20 protein-coding genes and 4 pseudogenes are annotated in these 16312 nt (G+C 60.5%); 15 read left to right on the top strand and 9 right to left on the bottom strand.

Annotation, left to right across the window (positions count from 1 at the left end; translation table 11 throughout):
* Positions 1-24: 24 nt before the first annotated feature.
* The 3 genes from AB7531_RS19530 to AB7531_RS19520 all read right to left on the bottom strand — a co-directional run bounded on the left by AB7531_RS19530 (position 25) and on the right by AB7531_RS19520 (position 1771).
* Positions 25-918, bottom strand: a complete 894-nt coding sequence (locus tag AB7531_RS19530) for a DUF72 domain-containing protein (RefSeq protein ID WP_063982885.1) — start codon at positions 916-918, stop codon at positions 25-27.
* 420 nt (positions 919-1338) lie between these two features.
* On the bottom strand, positions 1339-1590 hold the full coding sequence (locus AB7531_RS19525; protein WP_441280294.1) for a pyridoxamine 5'-phosphate oxidase family protein: 252 nt from the start codon (positions 1588-1590) through the stop codon (positions 1339-1341).
* 1 nt (position 1591) lies between these two features.
* Positions 1592-1771: a hypothetical protein gene (locus AB7531_RS19520; RefSeq protein WP_441280036.1), complete on the bottom strand. Its 180-nt coding sequence runs from the start codon at positions 1769-1771 to the stop codon at positions 1592-1594.
* A gap of 214 nt (positions 1772-1985) precedes the next feature.
* On the opposite strand from AB7531_RS19520, the gene AB7531_RS19515 reads away from it, so the two are divergent.
* Both AB7531_RS19515 and AB7531_RS19510 read left to right on the top strand, forming a co-directional pair.
* Positions 1986-2204: a hypothetical protein gene (locus tag AB7531_RS19515; RefSeq protein ID WP_063982883.1), complete on the top strand. Its 219-nt coding sequence runs from the start codon at positions 1986-1988 to the stop codon at positions 2202-2204.
* A gap of 1704 nt (positions 2205-3908) precedes the next feature.
* Complete coding sequence (locus tag AB7531_RS19510) at positions 3909-5075, top strand: AI-2E family transporter (protein WP_231142110.1); 1167 nt, start codon at positions 3909-3911, stop codon at positions 5073-5075.
* Positions 5076-5396: 321 nt separating this feature from the next.
* Here AB7531_RS19510 and AB7531_RS19505 read toward each other — a convergent pair.
* Positions 5397-5580, bottom strand: a pseudogene (locus AB7531_RS19505) (hypothetical protein).
* A 100-nt stretch (positions 5581-5680) separates the two neighbouring features.
* Here AB7531_RS19505 and AB7531_RS19500 point away from each other — a divergent pair.
* Complete coding sequence (locus AB7531_RS19500) at positions 5681-6196, top strand: YciE/YciF ferroxidase family protein (RefSeq protein WP_063982878.1); 516 nt, start codon at positions 5681-5683, stop codon at positions 6194-6196.
* Between the two features lie 20 nt (positions 6197-6216).
* On the opposite strand, the gene AB7531_RS19495 is transcribed toward AB7531_RS19500, so the two are convergent.
* The 3 genes and pseudogenes from AB7531_RS19495 to AB7531_RS19485 form a co-directional block, all read right to left on the bottom strand.
* On the bottom strand, positions 6217-6687 hold the full coding sequence (locus AB7531_RS19495) for a hypothetical protein (protein WP_038937345.1): 471 nt from the start codon (positions 6685-6687) through the stop codon (positions 6217-6219).
* A gap of 2 nt (positions 6688-6689) precedes the next feature.
* Positions 6690-7038: pseudogene (locus AB7531_RS19490) on the bottom strand (DUF3147 family protein).
* On the bottom strand, positions 7035-7598 hold the full coding sequence (locus AB7531_RS19485) for a phosphatase PAP2 family protein (RefSeq protein WP_063982877.1): 564 nt from the start codon (positions 7596-7598) through the stop codon (positions 7035-7037). Before AB7531_RS19485 ends, AB7531_RS19490 begins: the two are co-directional and overlap by 4 nt.
* Before the next feature lie 156 nt (positions 7599-7754).
* Here AB7531_RS19485 and AB7531_RS19480 point away from each other — a divergent pair.
* The 8 genes and pseudogenes from AB7531_RS19480 to AB7531_RS19445 form a co-directional block, all read left to right on the top strand.
* Positions 7755-8321 (top strand): annotated as a pseudogene (locus AB7531_RS19480) (histidine kinase dimerization/phospho-acceptor domain-containing protein); the annotation flags it as partial.
* Complete coding sequence (locus AB7531_RS19475; protein WP_354133443.1) at positions 8310-8813, top strand: sensor histidine kinase; 504 nt, start codon at positions 8310-8312, stop codon at positions 8811-8813. The pseudogene AB7531_RS19480 and the gene AB7531_RS19475, both read left to right, overlap by 12 nt.
* Before the next feature lie 77 nt (positions 8814-8890).
* Positions 8891-9295, top strand: coding sequence for a VOC family protein (locus AB7531_RS19470; protein WP_063982876.1), 405 nt, complete (start codon positions 8891-8893; stop codon positions 9293-9295).
* Between the two features lie 78 nt (positions 9296-9373).
* Positions 9374-10522 carry a YihY/virulence factor BrkB family protein gene (locus tag AB7531_RS19465; RefSeq protein WP_063982875.1) on the top strand — a complete coding sequence of 383 codons (1149 nt, stop codon included), beginning with the start codon at positions 9374-9376 and terminating at the stop codon, positions 10520-10522.
* Complete coding sequence (locus AB7531_RS19460; RefSeq protein WP_063982874.1) at positions 10519-11085, top strand: MOSC domain-containing protein; 567 nt, start codon at positions 10519-10521, stop codon at positions 11083-11085. The genes AB7531_RS19465 and AB7531_RS19460 overlap by 4 nt, the downstream gene beginning before the upstream one ends.
* A 69-nt stretch (positions 11086-11154) precedes the next feature.
* Positions 11155-11793, top strand: coding sequence for an isochorismatase family cysteine hydrolase (locus AB7531_RS19455; protein ID WP_354102915.1), 639 nt, complete (start codon positions 11155-11157; stop codon positions 11791-11793).
* Positions 11794-12156: 363 nt separating this feature from the next.
* Complete coding sequence (locus AB7531_RS19450) at positions 12157-12660, top strand: YciE/YciF ferroxidase family protein (RefSeq protein WP_038936050.1); 504 nt, start codon at positions 12157-12159, stop codon at positions 12658-12660.
* 12 nt (positions 12661-12672) lie between these two features.
* The gene (locus tag AB7531_RS19445) at positions 12673-13008 is read left to right on the top strand and encodes a hypothetical protein (protein WP_063982872.1); all 336 of its coding nucleotides are present in this window, start codon (positions 12673-12675) and stop codon (positions 13006-13008) included.
* Between the two features lie 6 nt (positions 13009-13014).
* Here AB7531_RS19445 and AB7531_RS19440 read toward each other — a convergent pair whose 3' ends face one another.
* Positions 13015-13239 carry a hypothetical protein gene (locus AB7531_RS19440; protein WP_063982871.1) on the bottom strand — a complete coding sequence of 75 codons (225 nt, stop codon included), beginning with the start codon at positions 13237-13239 and terminating at the stop codon, positions 13015-13017.
* 176 nt (positions 13240-13415) lie between these two features.
* Between AB7531_RS19440 and AB7531_RS19435 the strand changes: the two genes are divergently transcribed.
* Entirely contained in the window at positions 13416-13658 is a 243-nt protein-coding gene (locus AB7531_RS19435) for a septal ring lytic transglycosylase RlpA family protein (protein ID WP_084795104.1), read from the top strand.
* 312 nt (positions 13659-13970) lie between these two features.
* Here AB7531_RS19435 and AB7531_RS19430 read toward each other — a convergent pair whose 3' ends face one another.
* A complete protein-coding gene (locus AB7531_RS19430; RefSeq protein WP_245328413.1) occupies positions 13971-15104 on the bottom strand; it encodes a sensor histidine kinase in 1134 nt (377 codons plus the stop codon).
* Between the two features lie 95 nt (positions 15105-15199).
* Here AB7531_RS19430 and AB7531_RS19425 point away from each other — a divergent pair, with 95 nt between their 5' ends.
* From AB7531_RS19425 to AB7531_RS19415, 3 genes and pseudogenes are all read left to right on the top strand, one after another.
* Entirely contained in the window at positions 15200-15601 is a 402-nt protein-coding gene (locus AB7531_RS19425; protein ID WP_231142114.1) for a hypothetical protein, read from the top strand.
* A 159-nt stretch (positions 15602-15760) separates the two neighbouring features.
* Positions 15761-15886: pseudogene (locus AB7531_RS19420) on the top strand (transporter substrate-binding protein); the annotation flags it as partial.
* Entirely contained in the window at positions 15828-16142 is a 315-nt protein-coding gene (locus AB7531_RS19415) for a transporter substrate-binding protein (protein WP_084795103.1), read from the top strand. The pseudogene AB7531_RS19420 and the gene AB7531_RS19415, both read left to right, overlap by 59 nt.
* Positions 16143-16312: the final 170 nt, after the last annotated feature.

Below are 16312 nucleotides of genomic sequence, written 5' to 3'. Positions count from 1 at the left end.
CAGGCAGAGTTCCAATTCTACGTGTCAGACCTTGAGCACAACGGCCAGTATGCGCCTGAAGGTTGTCGCGTTCTTGGGAGCGTGCGCGTCGTTGTCATTGTTGAAATAGACCCAGGCCCGCTTCGCACCGCTCGCCTTGATCCTTTTGGCCCAGATCTCCAGCTCGCTCTTGGAATAATCGTGACGATACCATCGCTTTGGGCCGTGCAGGCGGATGTAGAGTTCATCGCTCGTCCGAACGAGTTCGTCCGGCAAGCGTGGCCCGCTGCAGGAGCAGAAGATAATCCCCGCGATACGAAAAGCCTCATAGACCTCTTCATTCCACCAACTCGCGTGCCGAAACTCCACGACGTTGCGACGCTCGGGATCCAGCTGGCTGACAATGTCATTAAGCCGGGTCTTGGTGTAACGATAGCTCGGCGGCATTTGAAACAGAAAGCAGCCCATCCGGTCACCCAGAATGTCGGCGATCATTCCAAAATCCCGGATGAGCGTCTTTGTCGCTTTGAATCGTTTCACGTGGGTGATGAGTTCGGAGACTTTGACGGTGTAGATGAACTTCTTCCTCCCGGGCTGCCGCCGCCAGGATTGAACACCGGCGACTGTCGGCCACGAGTAAAAGGATGCATTGATTTCGACAGTGTCGAAACGCGTTAAATAATGATTAAACCACTCGGTTTGCGGCACGTCTGCATAGAATGAGTCCCGCCATTTCCAATAACGCCAGCCGGAGCATCCGACGTGCACAAACTGTCTGTGCCGCGGCGGATCCTTTGGACGGTCAGTTTTTGTCTTGAGGCGAGCAGCGTGCATCTTTGCGGCACGCTTGATATTGTCCTCGCGCTGCTTTTCGCGTCGCAGACGTCTGCGTTCTCGGAGCTCCTCGGGCGTCAATTCGATCCGCGTCGGTGGTGCCATCTGCGAACGACCCTCGATTGCCTACCGCTACCGCGTCGGGAGCCCTGCTGGCGCCGTTACAATGCAAGCCCGCGGCGACATCTGGGCTCCCACTCCCGCGTGCGGAATCTTTACCGTCGTTTAAAAGGGTCGTGAATTCGTAGAGAAGAACGACTGCACCGAGAGAGCGCCGCCAAGGATTGACGCCACGGACGATTTCATCCACCGTCCAGAGAACGAGGCCACCGTTGACCGCGATCGTCAGATCCAAGTTTGCTTTGCCTGCTGATGGCCATACCCAGAGCAAAAGGCCGGCCACGATCACAATCCACAGAATGAGATTGGGTGACTGTACAATCGTGATAGCGCCGGTCTCGCGATTGCGGAAAAATCATCGAAAGAGCTGGCCCCACTAGGGTTTCGCCCCGGTTGAATCTTCAGTCAGATTCCAACCTCACCTTCTTCGCGACCTTTCCAATAGGTCGCGCGGTTGGCTCTGACCTTGATCAGGACAATGCCTGGCGTATCCACGCCATTTTCGAACCATTTGTCGAGATCACTTGTCCAGTGCTGATGAAAGACGGCCTTGTCGCGGATCAGTTCGGCAGTCCCTTCGACGGCCACATAGATCCCTTCGGCGAATAGACCGGCCACGGATGAGAATCCGAGCGCGACATTAGGATTCCGTTGGATGTCAGAAAACTGTCCGCGTCTTTTCGTAAGTGAAGTAATAAGACGTGCCGTCGTAAGCCACGTCGCCGTTGTTACTCATGGGTCGATTTGCGATCTCACCGTTTTCTGTGTGGGTCGAAAGAATGGCGATGTCGATGCCGGCCATTTCCTTCGCGATTCCAGCGAGCGATTTCTTGGACATCTTTCCTTCTCCATTGGCCGGGGAGCAACTGCGGGGTTCAACCCATGTTCCCTTGAGGTCCGCAACTGGTTAGCCGTGGGAGCGACGACAAGCGACGCCGCTCATTGCTCTCGGACGCCGGCCGATGGCAAATGGGATGCATCTACCTCGACCACGCATTGCGTCCTTCGAGGTGGCCTAGGAACCCTGGGAAGGAGCAAGCGTTCGGCTCACTATGGCCGACACCCCACTTTCTCATCTTGTTGAACATTCCGTCCAGATCGCTTGGGAATTCATCGAGCGCTCGGGCGACCTCGGCGACGCTGCCGAAGCCAGCCAATTTCTCTCCCATAAGATCGAGCAAATGGTCCGGAACGGTGAACGTAGCAGGTTGCTGCTCTCGAACCGGGCGATCGATGCTTACCGGCGGCAATTCGGCGTCCTCGACGCCTAGCACGCATAACTCTAGGAACGAAACCTCGAGAGCCCGCTTGGTCGTTAAAGGTGTCGCGACATGAAGCTCTCTCGTTGTGCCTTGGCCTTGGCGATTATCCTTCCCTGCGCCGCTTTCGCGCAAGGTGGCGGTGGTGGAGGCAGTGGCGGTGGGTCCGCGGGCGGAGGAGCCGGCGGCGCAGCCTCGTCCGGGGCGGGCGGTACAGGGACATCCTCACCTTCAGCTACAAACGCTGCTGGCACTGCAGGGTCTGGCCCAGCAAATCCCGCCGGAACCGTTGGCGCTCCCGGCAACTCCACCGTCGGCAATGCCCCCGCAACGGCGCAGCCCAGCGTCAATCACGAACCGGGGCAACGGATCGACACCGAAAGCGAAGCCCGGACGCGCGGCACCAATGCGGCCGGCACCGCTGCTTCCTCGGGCTCTTCGGCCGCGGCTGCGCAGACCGCGCCTGCCGGAGGGATCGGAAGGCCTGCGACCACCAACCAGCAGGATAGCGACGCCAAGATCGATCAAGAGAACAGCAACACGGACAGGATGGTGGGGTCGATCTGCAAAAACTGCAAATGAGCATCGTGTTGATCCTCATGTTGGGGCCTTTTTTGATGGAGTCGATTTCCGCTAGTGGAAAACGGCCCGGATCGCATAGGCAATACCCGCGGGCGGCGGAGCAAATCGGTACGATTGGCGAGAAGGATCTGTGGGACCCGACCGACCGCGCCCTCGAGAAGATCAGAAGCATCTGCCGGGACTGTTAGCCGCTCGAGTGTGATGCGCCTGGAGAACCCGCCGGATGAAAGCAATCGTGTATCAACATGAGCTCGCCGCCGAACTCGAGAAGCGGTCTGGCGTAACCGGCCTCAAGCTGATCCGCGTAAAGGGTTACAGCCCCAGTTGGCAACTTGGCGGTATCTATCCGGCAGAAGCCTGGAGGAATCCGCCGAAGCGGCTTTGGCTGAGGAAGTGCGGAAGTTGCAGACAGACTTTGACGTGGTCTAGGCTGGCGCTCGCGGATCAAGGCTTCGCTTTTCGGAAACCTCTAAAGGAAGCGGCCCCGGCGGACGGATTGATTTCTCCGACAGGCGTAAGTGACTTTAGACTTATTCCGGCGCCCCACCCGATCCGTAGATTTTGCGCTGACACTTGCCGGAGCGTCCAGCCTTCAGCTCGTAGCCGATGCACGCCCATTCCACGAAAAGGAGTGACCGGACTTTATCAAGCATCAACCGGCGGATCGCATCTCTCAAAGCGTCAAGCGGTTGGACAAAGGCTCGCCGAGTTGAGGCCATGGTGCTGGCGAGTAGGATCCGATGCAGGTGAGCGCTCACAAGGCCTCCCTTTTTCAACGTTACGCTGAAGGCGGTGCCGATCCGAAACAAGGATGGGGCGAACAAAACCTTGCCTCCTCTGCAGCATCACCTTGGCATGGCGCAGGAACTCGATAGAAACCGAAAGTAATCGGCTTACCTGGATGCCAGGCATACGGGCCAGCCCACGTGGGCAGCCCCGCCTTGTTAAAGCGGCGCCCGCCTGTTGCGTGAACAGTTGTCTTTTACTGCCGTAAGAGCGATGAGAGGGCCCGTACGTTGGATGGAACCTCGATCAAACTTCGGGTGTTTTCTGGCGAGCGGGGCCTACTTCACGGCATCAGATTAGCGACCCCGGTAGGATCGAAGAGCGCCGGACCGCCAAGCGAGGTAGCAAGTGGGTCGCCCGAACACGGTTAGCAAGCGGATAGCGAAGCCCGGCACATCGACAGCATCGGATCGCGACGCATCTCGCAACCCGGTGCAGCAAAAGCCGCTCCCACTTGGTTCGGGCGCGCGCATGAACGCCCGGGTGGTCTTTGCCGTAGCGGTGGTAGCGCTCTCCCTATGGACAGCCGGGGGATTCCTGCCACCTTTGATCTGGGCGACCATTCTCGCCGTGACCTTGTGGCCTCTCTACATCAAGTTCGCTGCACGGCTCACCTCGGGCCCAACAAGGCTGGCAGCCGTCGCCTTTACGGCGATCGTCGCGCTCATCCTGTTTACGCCCATGGCGCTTGCCATCTACCAGGTGGCCGAGCAAAGCGGTGACATCGCGAACTGGCTGAAGAAGGCCACGGAGAGCGGAATCGAAGTGCCCGACTGGATCGCTCGCCTGCCGGTCGTAGCAGAAATCGTGCAGCAATGGTGGCGCGATAATCTGTCGGATCCGAAAGCCGCGACTGCTTGGCTCAAAACCATCAATGCGGATGATGCGTCTGGTCTATTCAACACTTTCGGCGGTCAGCTGTTGCGTCGCCTGTTCATGCTCTTCTTCTCTTTATTTACCTTGTTCGTGCTGCTCAGCAACGGCCGCTCGGTCGCTAATCGTACCATCGAGACGTGCGATCGTATCCTGGGGCACCCCGGCGAGGGCGTGGTGCAGAAGATCGTGGATTCGATCCGAGGGACGGTGAACGGTACCGTGATCGTCGCTATCGGCGAAGGCTTGTTGATCGGCGTCGGATACCTTGCTGCAGGCGTACCAAATGCCGTGATGTTTACCATCATAACCACGGCTTTTGCGATGCTCCCATTCGGTGCCTGGGCAGTGTTCACGGCCGCCGCCGCGACGCTTTTGTCCGGCGGAGGCAGCGGGATCGCGGCCGCAGGCGTCTTTTTCTGGGGCGCGACCGTGATGCTTACAGGGGATCACTTTGTGTGGCCAACTCTGGTCGGGGGCGCGGCGCGGCTCCCTTTCCTCTTTGCGTTCGTCGGAATTTTCGGGGGGCTGGCAGCCTTCGGCCTACTCGGTTTGTTTCTAGGACCAGTCATCATGGCCGTACTATTGACGGTTTGGCGAGAGTGGATTTTTCGGCCTGAAGAGCGAAGCAGGTCTGACTGATTGCGCCGGCGTGCGGGCTGCCCATTACCTCGGCGCGTACTCGTCGTGGAAGATGATCCTCTCATCCGTGAATTCGTTGTCGACGCGCTGCGCGAGGAGGCCTTTACGTGTTCCAGCCGATGGCGACGAGGCGCTTGTCTGTTGCAAGCGGCGGGTCGCGGAGGTGCTCATCACCGACATCAGGTTACCCGGGAAGATCGACGGATGGCAGATCGCCAAACGCTGCCGCGAGCATCACCCGGAACTGCGATACCGGTGGTCGTGATCGTGTTTCCAGCCATCTTCGCCCCCATGTACGCTATCCGCAGCGACATCATAAATCTACCGCGCGCCGGCGTGTTCCTGGGAAGGGTTGACCGGATGCAACGTGCGGGATGACGATCGTGCAGCAGGTGCGCGAGTTCTTCGCGCTTGGATTCCCTATCCTTCATCGCGGTTTCGAACAGGGCTTTCTGAATATCCCGGGCATGTCGCCCCATACGTCTATGGCCGCCCGTCCCAGCAGGACGGCGAAGCTTCCGGTCTTGTCTTCATCGGCGTCTTAGTGGAACAGCGGAAGACCTCCCGCGTTCCATTGCCATCATTGCGAGAGGAGAGATCGAATTATGGGCTTCTTCACTAAGGACATCAAAACGATGGACGACCTGCTGGTCCACGGTCTGCAGGACATCTACTACGCCGAGCAACAGATCACGAAGGCGCTGCCGAAGATGATCGACAAGGCCACTAACCGCGATTTGGTCACGGGCCTCAAGAACCATCTCGAAGAGACCAACAAGCAGATCGAGCGGCTTCAGAAGGTCTTCGAGAAGCTAGGCAAGGAACCCAGTGGTGCGCAGTGCCCGGCCATCGACGGCATCATCAAGGAAGCCGACGAGACCGCCGGCGAGATCGAGGACAAGGCCGTGTTGGACGCCGCCATCGTCGCCAACGCCCAAGCCGTCGAGCACTACGAAATGTGCCGCTACGGCACGCTGATCGCCTGGGCCGAAGAACTTGGCCACGACGAGATCGTGCGCTTCCTGACCACGAACCTCAACGAGGAGAAAGCGGCGAACACCAAGCTCAACACGGTGGCGCTCCGCAAGGGCGTGAATGCCAAGGCCTCTGACGCCGCGTAACCGGAAATCCTCTGTCACACTCAGCGGCTCCGCGACATCGCGGAGCCGCTTTTCCGTCGAGCCGAGCGCACGAGGCGGAATCGGCGCCGCACGAACCAGGCCGCCACAGCGACAGCCAGCCATGACAGCGATGCGCCGATAAAAGTGCCCGCAACGCTCCATTCGACAAGGACCCAGAACACAGCGGCGAACGCCAGCATGCCGAACGCGCCCAGTGCGGCACCGGCGGCGTCCAGCGCTGCGGCCTCTTGCCCTCGTCGCCTTCCTTCGAGCCCCGCCTCCTTCTTGCGCCGGATTTCGTGCGACTCGATCAGGGTCGCGCTCGCGCAGAAGATCGCCGGCAGCGCGAGGAAAAGCCCGCCGACCGAAGCTCCGCAGCGGCTGCTGACGAGGCCCGTGAACACGGTCGCAGCACCGCCCAGCGCGAATCGGACAAGGTATTCGTACCAGCGGCCTTCGTGCAGCGACGAGAGCGAGACCTTGATCGGGATCGTCACGCATGTCCTCCCGAAAGCGCCCAGAGACCGAAGGCCGCGGTCAACCAGACGACGATCGACACAGTAGGGACGCAGGCAAGGCCCGCATCCGAGTGCGCATCAGAAGCTGGCAGACGAAGACGCTGTAGACCATGAGCGCGGCCGCGCCGGCCATCATGGCCTTGCTTTGCGAGCCGGCGTAGCCGGCCCCGTGCTGGTAGATCGCTATGCCGAGGGTCGCCAGCGCCACGGATGGCGCCGCCCCGAACAGACCGGCGAAGCTCTTGGGCTTCAGCACGTCGCCCAGCATGAGAACGCCGACACGACGGCGCCTCCGATCAGGAAACGGATGACGTACTCGCTCATCTCGGCTCCTTGGCCGGATAGCCGGTCAACGGGCGAAGCATTCGCTCGAGAACCGCACCGAGCGCGAAGCCCGCGACGACGTCACTCGCCCAGTGCGCCAGCACGACGATGCGCGTGACGCAGAGGCCGACCGCCAGCGCGCGGATCGCGCGGCGCAGCCCCGCAGGCAACGGGCCGGCAGCGGAGGCGAGCGCGCCCATATGCAGCGCGTGCCCGGACGGAAAGGCATCCTTGCGTTTGCCGGAGAATGAAACTCCGTTGAGGTGCCCCAGCACGGTCTTCCGGTCCGGACGGGTTTGGTCGAAGACGGACTTCATTAGATGCGGCAGAACCGACGCGGTTGCCGCCACAAGCAGGGCATGGTCGCCGGCGCGACGCACCGACTCCCTTCGCGTGCGCGTAACCACCCAACCCGCCGCGGCCAAGGCCAGCAGGATCTTTTCGTCGGCGCCCCAGGTCAATCCGCGGGAGACCGTCTCCGTAAGATGGTTGGTATGCCGCGCTACCGCCCGCGCGATCCGCACGTCGGCATCTGTCGGTTTCACGTTGACAAAGGCCATTTGTCCGCTCGGTTTGGATTCGGGATTCCACAACTCCCAAGCGGTCCTTGGTTCTAATTTAAAAATGGAACCGGCGGCGCAACCCGTTGTTGTCAAGGGGATTGGAGGCTCCGTGAAACGCAGTGCGCGGAAGTCCACGTTGACACTAAGCCCGGCGGGCGGATCGAATACGTGAATGGGACCTTCCGTGGCTGGAGCGGCCACACCGCCGACGAGATGGTCGGAAAGCGCTTCAGCGACTTCCCCACGATGGCAGGGCGCATCTACTACGAGACGCACATCGCGCCGCTTCTGCGGATGCAAGGCTCGTTCGAGGAGTTTGCTATCGACGTGATCAAGGCCAACGGGCAACCGCTGCAGATGATCGCCAACGCGAAGGAACGGCGAGACGCGCAAGACAAACCCCTCTCCATCAGCCTGGCGCTCATCAGAGCGACCGACCGCCGCCGCTACGAACAGGAGCTCCTCGGAACGCGCGAACTTGCGAAGGCCGCAGGCCAAATTGCAGAGGAGAGGCTGCAGCGTGAGCACGAAGCACATGAGCTGCGCGAGCAGTTCATCGCGGTGCTCGGCCACGATCTGCGCAACCCGCGCGCATCCATCAGCGCCGGCGCCCGCATTCTCGACAGAACGGCCCAGACCGAGAAAGAACATCAGGTCATCGCGATGATGCAGACCACGGTCATGCGGATGGCGGGGCTGATCGACGATGTGCTCGATCTCGCCCGCGGCCGGCTGGGCGGCGGCATCGGTCTGAATCGCGACCAGGGGAAACCGCTTGAGCCGGTGCTCGTAGGGGTCGTTGACGAACTGAGACTGGCCTCGCCCGGCCGCGTCATCCATGCCGATTTCAAAATCGACCGCCCGGTGAATTGCGACCGTTCGCGCTTGGGACAGCTGCTCTCGAACCTTGTCGGAAACGCACTGACACACGGAGCTTCGAGCAAACCGGTGTTCGTTCACGGAGAGACGCGAGGCGAGTCCTTCGAACTATGGGTATCCAATGCCGGCCAGCCCATCCCCGAGGCGGCGATGGAGAAGCTGTTCGAGCCCTTTTTTCGGGGCAAAGCCCATGCGAGCCGTCAGGGCCTTGGGCTTGGCCTCTACATCGCCTCACAGATCGCCAAGGCCCATGGCGGCGCGCTAACCGTGAGTTCGACGACGGACGAGACCCGATTTACGTTCACAATGCCCCTCCTTCCCGCGGAGAGCTGACCTTCTAACGACTATCGCAGCCGAAGCTTACGCGCCACACGCTCGCGATCGACAACTACTCAAAAAGGGCCGGCTCAATGATCCATCATGTATCCCTTGGGAGTAACGACATCCAGCGAGCGAGAGCGTTTTACGATCCGCTGATGTCGCTGGTCGGCTTTCGGCTGATCAAGATCTCCGCCACGTCACTGCATTACGGTGCATCCGACATCGTGTTCAGCATCGTAGCTCCAGTCGACGGCCGCCCGGCGGCGCCGGGCAACGGCGTCCATGTCGCCTTTCAGGCCCCCGACCGGGAGACCGTGCGGCGCTTTCATCAGACCGCGATGGCTCAAGGGGGTACCGACGAAGGCGCCCCGGACATCCGCGAGAAATACAACGCAAATTATTACGGCGCGTTCGTGCGTGATCCGGACGGTAACAAGATCGAAGCGGTGACCTATACGGCCAGGGAGAGCTTCGGCCTCCCGCCGCGCGAATAACCTGAGCTAGGCGGCGCTCGCGGACACCGGACAGGAACGCTCTTTCCCGGCCATGATTGGAAGTGCGGGAGAACGTTCATGGCCGAAATCGAAAAGACAGCTGCACGCACGGATGGAACCAGCTTGAGTCTCGCAGCGGCGCTCGGCCTCATGGCCGTCGCGTTCCTGTGGGACCGTATGATCCCACCCGACCAAGCCAGCCCGCCTGAGGGCGATGACGCGCTCCCCGAACATCGCGGGGCAGAGCGGGACACCTCGCCTTCGCGCCTTGCGACCGAGAACGGAGACCACGGACGCCAAGCCACCTCTCCGGCCGAGATCCCGGCCAGGGGGTGGAAGGACATCCTCTGGCGCGTCTACGGCAACATCGGCGACCACCGCATCCTCGCCCTCGCCGCTGGTATGACCTACTACAGCCTGCTCGCGATCTTCCCCGCGATCGCGGCGCTCGTCGCCATCTACGGCCTTTTTGCCGACCCCAACGTTATCGCCAAACACCTCGACGACGTCGCCGGCTTCATACCCGGCGGGGCCATCGACGTGGCGCGTGAGCAACTGACGCGCGTTGCGACAAAAGGCGACCGGACCCTCGGATTCACGTTCGCGATCGGCCTGGTGATCTCGCTCTGGAGCGCGAATGCCGCCATGAAGTCGCTGTTCGACACCTTGAACATCGTTTACGGCGAGCAGGAAAAGCGCGGCTTCTTCAGGCTGAACGCGATGTCGCTAGGATTCACGATTGGTGCGATCGTCTTCGTCCTCGCTGCCCTCGGCGGAGTCGTCGTCGTTCCGGTCGTGCTGCAGTACGTCGGTCTATCGAACGCCACCGATCTCCTGATCCGGATCGGCCGCTGGCCGGTACTCTTCGTGGCGCTCGCGCTCGCCATCTCCTGCATCTACCGGTTCGGACCCAGCCGGAAGGCCCCGCGATGGACCTGGATCACTTGGGGCAGTGCGGCCGCCACGCTGCTCTGGCTCGCCGCGTCCGGGCTTTTCTCCTTCTACGCCGCGAGTTTCGGCAGCTTCAACCAGACTTACGGATCCTTGGGCGCGGTCATCGGCTTCATGACCTGGCTCTGGATTTCGGCCATCGTGATCCTGCTCGGAGCAGAACTTAACGCCGAGATGGAGCACCAGACCGCCCGCGACACCACCACCGGTCGACCCAAGCCGCTCGGCGTCAGAGGCGCCAAGATGGCGGACACCGTGGGAGCGGCGCGATCTTGAGTAAGGTCGTATCGCGTGCTTCCGTCGAAGGCATAGTCGCCGCAGTCGCTGCCGATCGCGGGCACCGTTTCAGCAAGCCGCTGCGAGACCACATTCTGCTCGTAGATGGCGTGGGGATCGAAGGCGACGCCCACGCCGGCGAGTTTGTACGGCACAGATATCTTGCTCGCCGCCACCCTCGCCTGCCCAACCTACGTCAAGTGCACCTCATCCCCAGCGAGCTCTTTGCGACCGTCCGGGAAGCAGGTTACGACATAGGACCCGGACAACTCGGCGAAAACATCACCACGGTGGGCCTGGACCTGGAAAACTTGCCGCTCGGGACGCGCATCGAACTCGGACCTACGGCTATCGTTGAGCTGACCGGCCTGCGGACGCCCTGCGTGCTAATCGACCGCTTCAGGACCGGGCTGAAAAAGCAAGTCGTGTCGTCGGCAAAAACTGGTCCAGCATTCAAATGCGGCGTCCTGGGCGTCGTGCGGGCTGGCGGACAGGTAGCCGCCGGCGATCATGCGCGGGTCATGCTGCCCGATGGACATCAAAAACGGCTTCCCGCGTTGTAGCGTAGTCGCAAGCCGGAGGAACCAAGTTCTCTCAACCTGGGTTGGAGCTTGCTTTTTAAGGGATGGTCAATGTCTAAGGGAAATCAGCTGCGCCACGGCGCACCGCGGAACGCGGTTCCTATCTGCGTCGATATGCAGAGGATGTTCGCGCAAGGCACGGATTGGACGATGCCGTGGCTCCCGCGGGTTCTGCCGAACGTCGTCGCGATCACCTCAGCCCATCCCGAGCGGACCATCTTCACCCGCTTCATTCCGGCGCAGAGTCCCGGCCATGGTGCGGGAATGTGGCGCCACTACTACGAGCGCTGGAGTTCGATGACCATCGACGAGCTTGGCCCGGAGATGATCGGTCTGGTCCAGGATCTCGCGCAGTTCGTTCCGCCCGCACGCATCTTCGACAAGCACGTTTACTCGCCCTGGACAGGGAGCGATTTCCACGAGCAGCTTCGCGCGGCTCATGTCGATACGATCATCATCACCGGCGGCGAGACCGATGTCTGCGTGCTGGCGACCGTGCTCGGCGCCGTCGACTGGGGTTACCGCGTCATTCTTGTCACCGACGCCCTGTGCAGCTCGGCTGACGAAACGCACGACTCCATGATGAATATCTACTTGAACCGCTTCGGGCAGCAGGTGGAGTGCGTCACGACCGAAACGCTTCTCGGCAGCTGGCCGGGCAGCGCCAGGGCAAGCTCGTATCATGAGTAAAGCCTACCTCGTGCAGGTTCTCCTGCCGAAAGAGCGAGGAGACGGAGAGCCGGTTTCGCAAAGCTGGTTCGAGGAATTCCTGGAAGAAATGACCGGCAAATTCGGCGGCGCCACCAGCTTTGTCCGGGTGCCCGGCCAGGGCCTATGGCGCAGCGGCCACGAGACCGAGCGGGACAATATCGCGGTCATCGAAGTCTCGTGGCAAAGCTCGCTCCCGAGTTCTGGCGCACCCTGCCAGAGCGGCTGGAACGCGAGCTTTCGCAGGAAGAGATCGTCATTCGCGCCCAGGAAATCATCCCGCTGTAAGATTAGGAACGCTCTCCCTTACCGGCTGTTTGCAGAGCAGAAAAACAGGAGGACGTCATGGGCTTTTTTACCAAGGACATAAAGACGCTGAACGACCTCTTCGTGCATACGCTGCAAGATATCTATTACGCCGAGCAGCAGATCGCGAAGAACCTTCCGGACATGATCGAGAAAGCGAGCGATCCCAGCCTCAAGAACGGCTTTCAGACGCATCTCTCCGAAACCAAGGGCCAGATCACCCGGCTTGAGAAGGTTTTCGAAATGCACGGCGCCCAGGCGAAGGGCGTGGATTGCCCTGCGATCGATGGCATCCTCAAGGAAGCCAGCGAGGTCGCGGGCGATATCGATGACAAGCAGGTGCTGGATGCGGCGCTGATCGCGGCGGCCCAGGCCGTCGAGCACTATGAAATCACGAGGTACGGCACCCTGATTGCATGGGCCAAGATGCTTGGCCGCGATGACTGCGCCTCAGTCCTGCAGCAGAACCTCGATGAGGAGAAGGCGACGGACGAGAAGCTCAATACGATGGCGCTGCGCAGCGTGAACCGGAAAGCCGCTTAACCCGTTAGCAACATGAAACGTAAGAGGGCCGCCCCGGAAGGCGGCCCTCTTTTTGAGCAGCAAAGCATGAGCCTTGAAGTATTGAGGACGGTGGCAGCCGCCATAACCATTATCGCCGCCGCCATGGTGGCGGCGAACTGGAATGCGCGCATTACCGTCTGCGGGTTCGCTCTCTTTATTGCCTCATCGATCGCCTGGATCGCCGACGGGATAATTGAGCCGAAGAGCTCGCTCATCATCCAGAACGCTGCGCTTCTCTTGATCAACGTGCTGGGCCTATGGCGCTGGCTACCTCGCGCCGGTAAGGAAGCCGCCGCGTCCCAGGCTGAGGACCGCGCGATCCGCTAGCTTGGCTCAAGCCTGTTTCCTGTCCGAGATTGCCCAGCGTGCCAGCGCGGCTTCTCCTGCTTCGGTCAAGGCGCCGAGCGTTGTCTGCCCCTTCCTTGCGCACTGGACAAGGCTGTCCGCGATGAAAGATCTCAGTTCATGATTGACGCCGTCCGGCCTGCCTTGGCAGAGCTGTTCGAGAACGGCTTCCATGCTCGCAAGTGTGCGGCGATCGAAGCTTTCGAGGATCATGGCGCTTCTCCTATCCCGGCTAAACGAACTCCAGACCCGGACGTTCCAATTTCGGAACTGACCTTCCAAGATCGGGAACCAAGCTGCATCGCGGATTATTGGACCTGAATGCCTGGCAAACTTAAGGTTTTTCAGACGTCACAGGGCTTTTCGACCTCGCGATTGCGGCGTCGTCGATGAAAGCTGCAGCGAGCGGCACAACGTTCGATCGGGATTCGCTAACTGCAGCTCATCGCAATCTGCCGCTCGGCACGCATGTTCGCGTTACTGACCCTAAGAGCAGCAAATCGGTGGTCGTTCGTATCACTGATCGCGGACCATGGATTCGCAGTCGCGTCATCGACCTCTCGCTCGCCGCCGCGCGTAGCTTGGGGTTTACCAACCGTGGCGTCGCCCAGGTTCGTGCTGAGGTGTTGTAACAGACGTCCATTGCCCAGCGAAAACACGCAGGCACGGGGCCTGTGATTTCAGGCCGGGCCTTGCTTTTACCGCTTCACCCGCGTCGGCACTGTGGTCCGCTTCGGTTCAAGATGCGAAGAACTCAACCTGAGCAAATCTAGTCCGCCGTGCCTCACTGAGCGGACCTCAACGAGGTGCGACGCTACTTCGCTGACGGGTCACAACCCGACTACCCCACCTCAGCGACGATGTGGGCTTGTGGTCCGCAGGTGTACCCTCGGCCGACTAGCCGAGGCGCCGCCTATCCCGTGCCTGCCTCAGCAGGTCCCACTTTACGATATCAAAGGGAATGTAAGCGTTGTTGTTGTACCCGCGTCGCTGCTGGTCTGGTCGACGGTACCGCCAATTTGTCTCGCCAGAGAGGTAATCAGCTTAAGGCCCGACCCGTTTTCGTTAGGATGTTGAATGCCGCGACCGTTGTCGGTCACTGTCAATCGGGCCTCGCCGTAGCCGACGCCTCCCACCAAACTTACGCTGATCCTGCCTCCCTCTGCACCGAACGCATGCTTGATGCTGTTCATCGCAGTCTCATTCAAAATGAGGCCAACCGGGAGGGCCCGGTCGATCGCCAATTCGAGCTCGTCGCATTCGACGTCGACTTCAACCTCATCCACCTGATTGCGGATCGCGCTGCAAAGTGCCCGGATGTAATGGGAAAGTCTAACGATCTGCCCCTCTTGGCGAGGGGCAAGCTGATCATGTGCGAGCGAGATGGCGTTGATGCGGCTGGCCACGTGGTCCAGAGCGCGGTGTGATTCTGGATCAAGATAGCGGCGCTTCTGGATGGAAATCGAGGACAGGACGAGTTGAAAATTGTTCTTGACCCGATGTTGCATCTCTCGAAGCAAGATCTGCCCCTTTTTAGCTTCCGCGACCGCAGCCATAAGGCTTGCATGTTCGTCCGGTTGCGCACCGCGACGCAGCACAGCACCTATCAGCGCGGCGGCGGCGGTCAGAAACTCGGTCGTATCCTGGGAGAAGTCTCTCGGCTTTGTACTGTCCACCTCCAGCACGCCCCATGCGGCGCCGCCGATGAGGATCGGGACGTTGCTGACAGCCACAATGCCATGCTCCGCCAAGAACTCGGAACGAACAAATTCGTTCTGATCGGCGAAATCTCTGATGCTGACAGGCTCGGCCGTTTGGAAGGCGCGGCCAGGCGGCGAGCGGAGGTCGGCCGACAGCGTGGCGGTGCGGACGGCACCATCCTTCCAGCCGACTCCCACAATCAACAGAAGATCGGACGTGTCTGGACGATATTGAAGCACCTTAACATGGTGGATTTCCACGGCGCGGGCAATTTGCAGCACGGCTTGGTCCAAGAAGCGTTCTGCTCCGGGGTCTTCAACCGAAAGACGACCGATATCGACCAAAATGCGGATGTGGCGCCGGAGTTTGTCCAGCACATCGCCCTCAGTGTGTTCGGTCGGGTGGTCCTCCATTCGTTTCTAACATCGGGCCTCATGAATTGTGCCTAAGCGCCGAGACCGTACAAGCTGGCTTGGTCGCTAAAGGAGCCGCGATCCGCAATTTAGCCCTCAACTGGTCGACCGAAAACGGCTTGCCGATCGCCAACGTACCTTTGGGGGCTGCAAAAAGAGATGGGATTTCGAGTCGGAAGGCTTGCTGCGAGCTCCACAGGAACCTCCGCTCCGATGCGGGTTTGGTTCTTGAGACAAACAGCGAGAGCGAAATGGGAAACAGTGGCGTCGGAATGCTACTCGGCGATACCTCCGTGACGGCGCTCTGGATGATGTTTATTGGCGCCTTCATCTTGGGTGGCACAATTCTGTATGGCGTTATGAAGACGGGAAGGTTGCGCCGCAGCGAGCGTGCGCAGCTCGACCGAAACACAGAGATGGCGCAGCGCCGGGATGACCCGGAGAAAAGAGCCGCTCGTTAGCAATCGGCGTGTCGACCAGTCAAACGTAAGATTTAGGAACTTGGGCCGGAGTGGCGCTAGGGCGTATAATCATAGCCCGCGATGTCCGTAATTCGCTAACGGCCGCAGGGAAGCCAATGCGCGAGGTAGGCTTTAGGCATAGCTGGACCAAAGACCGCAATGATATCGACGGTCGCTGGGGATTCCAACGCTCATATGTACGCCGTATTGATAAAGCAACAGGTAGATGCCCGTCAGATCCAGTTCATGGCCCTCTCCGTCAGCGAACATGAGTTGCGCAGTGTCGACCTCGGCAAACTCGCCGGGCACCTGGCGGCACGGAATACTTCCAGTCTGTCAAGTCGGTCGAAACGACGCGTTCATCAGAATGTGGACGGAGTTCAACGAACAACGGGACACGACCACCAACGATCAAAAGGAGGCGACTTACATCGGTTTCAGGATGCGGGCTCGGGCGGTCAGCCAAGCCGGCACGGTCGATGTCGAGGCGGTCCGGCAAGCCATGTACGGACAACGCGTAAGGGGCGCCAAGTGGTTTTGAGCTGGTGATGAATACCAATCATCATCTCTCGAAGCCGGCGGCGACGGGTACCTTCGAGGTCGTTTGGCAGTCCGCCAGCCCGATCAAGGCATTCGTGTGGAGCCGATATCTTCCGGAGAGCGCGAGACGCACCGCCGATTGGACATTTCTCTGGGTTTGCGGTGGATGTG

Origin of the sequence: Bradyrhizobium sp. 63_E2_N1_3, from assembly GCF_052076005.1 — a bacterium.
Classification (GTDB): domain Bacteria; phylum Pseudomonadota; class Alphaproteobacteria; order Rhizobiales; family Xanthobacteraceae; genus Bradyrhizobium; species Bradyrhizobium barranii.
Note: the sequence above shows the minus strand (reverse complement) of the source record. Positions and strands in the feature narration are given on the sequence as shown.

Excerpts from the sequence above, each read along its gene's own strand:
- AB7531_RS19485 (WP_063982877.1), bottom strand. The coding sequence starts at position 7,598 with ATGGCCTTTGTCAACGTGAAACCGACAGATGCCGACGTGCGGATCGCG.
- AB7531_RS19530 (WP_063982885.1), bottom strand. The coding sequence starts at position 918 with ATGGCACCACCGACGCGGATCGAATTGACGCCCGAGGAGCTCCGAGAA.
- AB7531_RS19470 (WP_063982876.1), top strand. The coding sequence starts at position 8,891 with ATGATCCATCATGTATCCCTTGGGAGTAACGACATCCAGCGAGCGAGA.
- AB7531_RS19515 (WP_063982883.1), top strand. The coding sequence starts at position 1,986 with ATGGCCGACACCCCACTTTCTCATCTTGTTGAACATTCCGTCCAGATC.
- AB7531_RS19435 (WP_084795104.1), top strand. The coding sequence starts at position 13,416 with ATGAAAGCTGCAGCGAGCGGCACAACGTTCGATCGGGATTCGCTAACT.
- AB7531_RS19440 (WP_063982871.1), bottom strand. The coding sequence starts at position 13,239 with ATGATCCTCGAAAGCTTCGATCGCCGCACACTTGCGAGCATGGAAGCC.
- AB7531_RS19465 (WP_063982875.1), top strand. The coding sequence starts at position 9,374 with ATGGCCGAAATCGAAAAGACAGCTGCACGCACGGATGGAACCAGCTTG.
- AB7531_RS19500 (WP_063982878.1), top strand. The coding sequence starts at position 5,681 with ATGGGCTTCTTCACTAAGGACATCAAAACGATGGACGACCTGCTGGTC.
- AB7531_RS19455 (WP_354102915.1), top strand. The coding sequence starts at position 11,155 with ATGTCTAAGGGAAATCAGCTGCGCCACGGCGCACCGCGGAACGCGGTT.
- AB7531_RS19450 (WP_038936050.1), top strand. The coding sequence starts at position 12,157 with ATGGGCTTTTTTACCAAGGACATAAAGACGCTGAACGACCTCTTCGTG.
- AB7531_RS19415 (WP_084795103.1), top strand. The coding sequence starts at position 15,828 with ATGCCCGTCAGATCCAGTTCATGGCCCTCTCCGTCAGCGAACATGAGT.
- AB7531_RS19520 (WP_441280036.1), bottom strand. The coding sequence starts at position 1,771 with ATGTCCAAGAAATCGCTCGCTGGAATCGCGAAGGAAATGGCCGGCATC.
- AB7531_RS19445 (WP_063982872.1), top strand. The coding sequence starts at position 12,673 with ATGAAACGTAAGAGGGCCGCCCCGGAAGGCGGCCCTCTTTTTGAGCAG.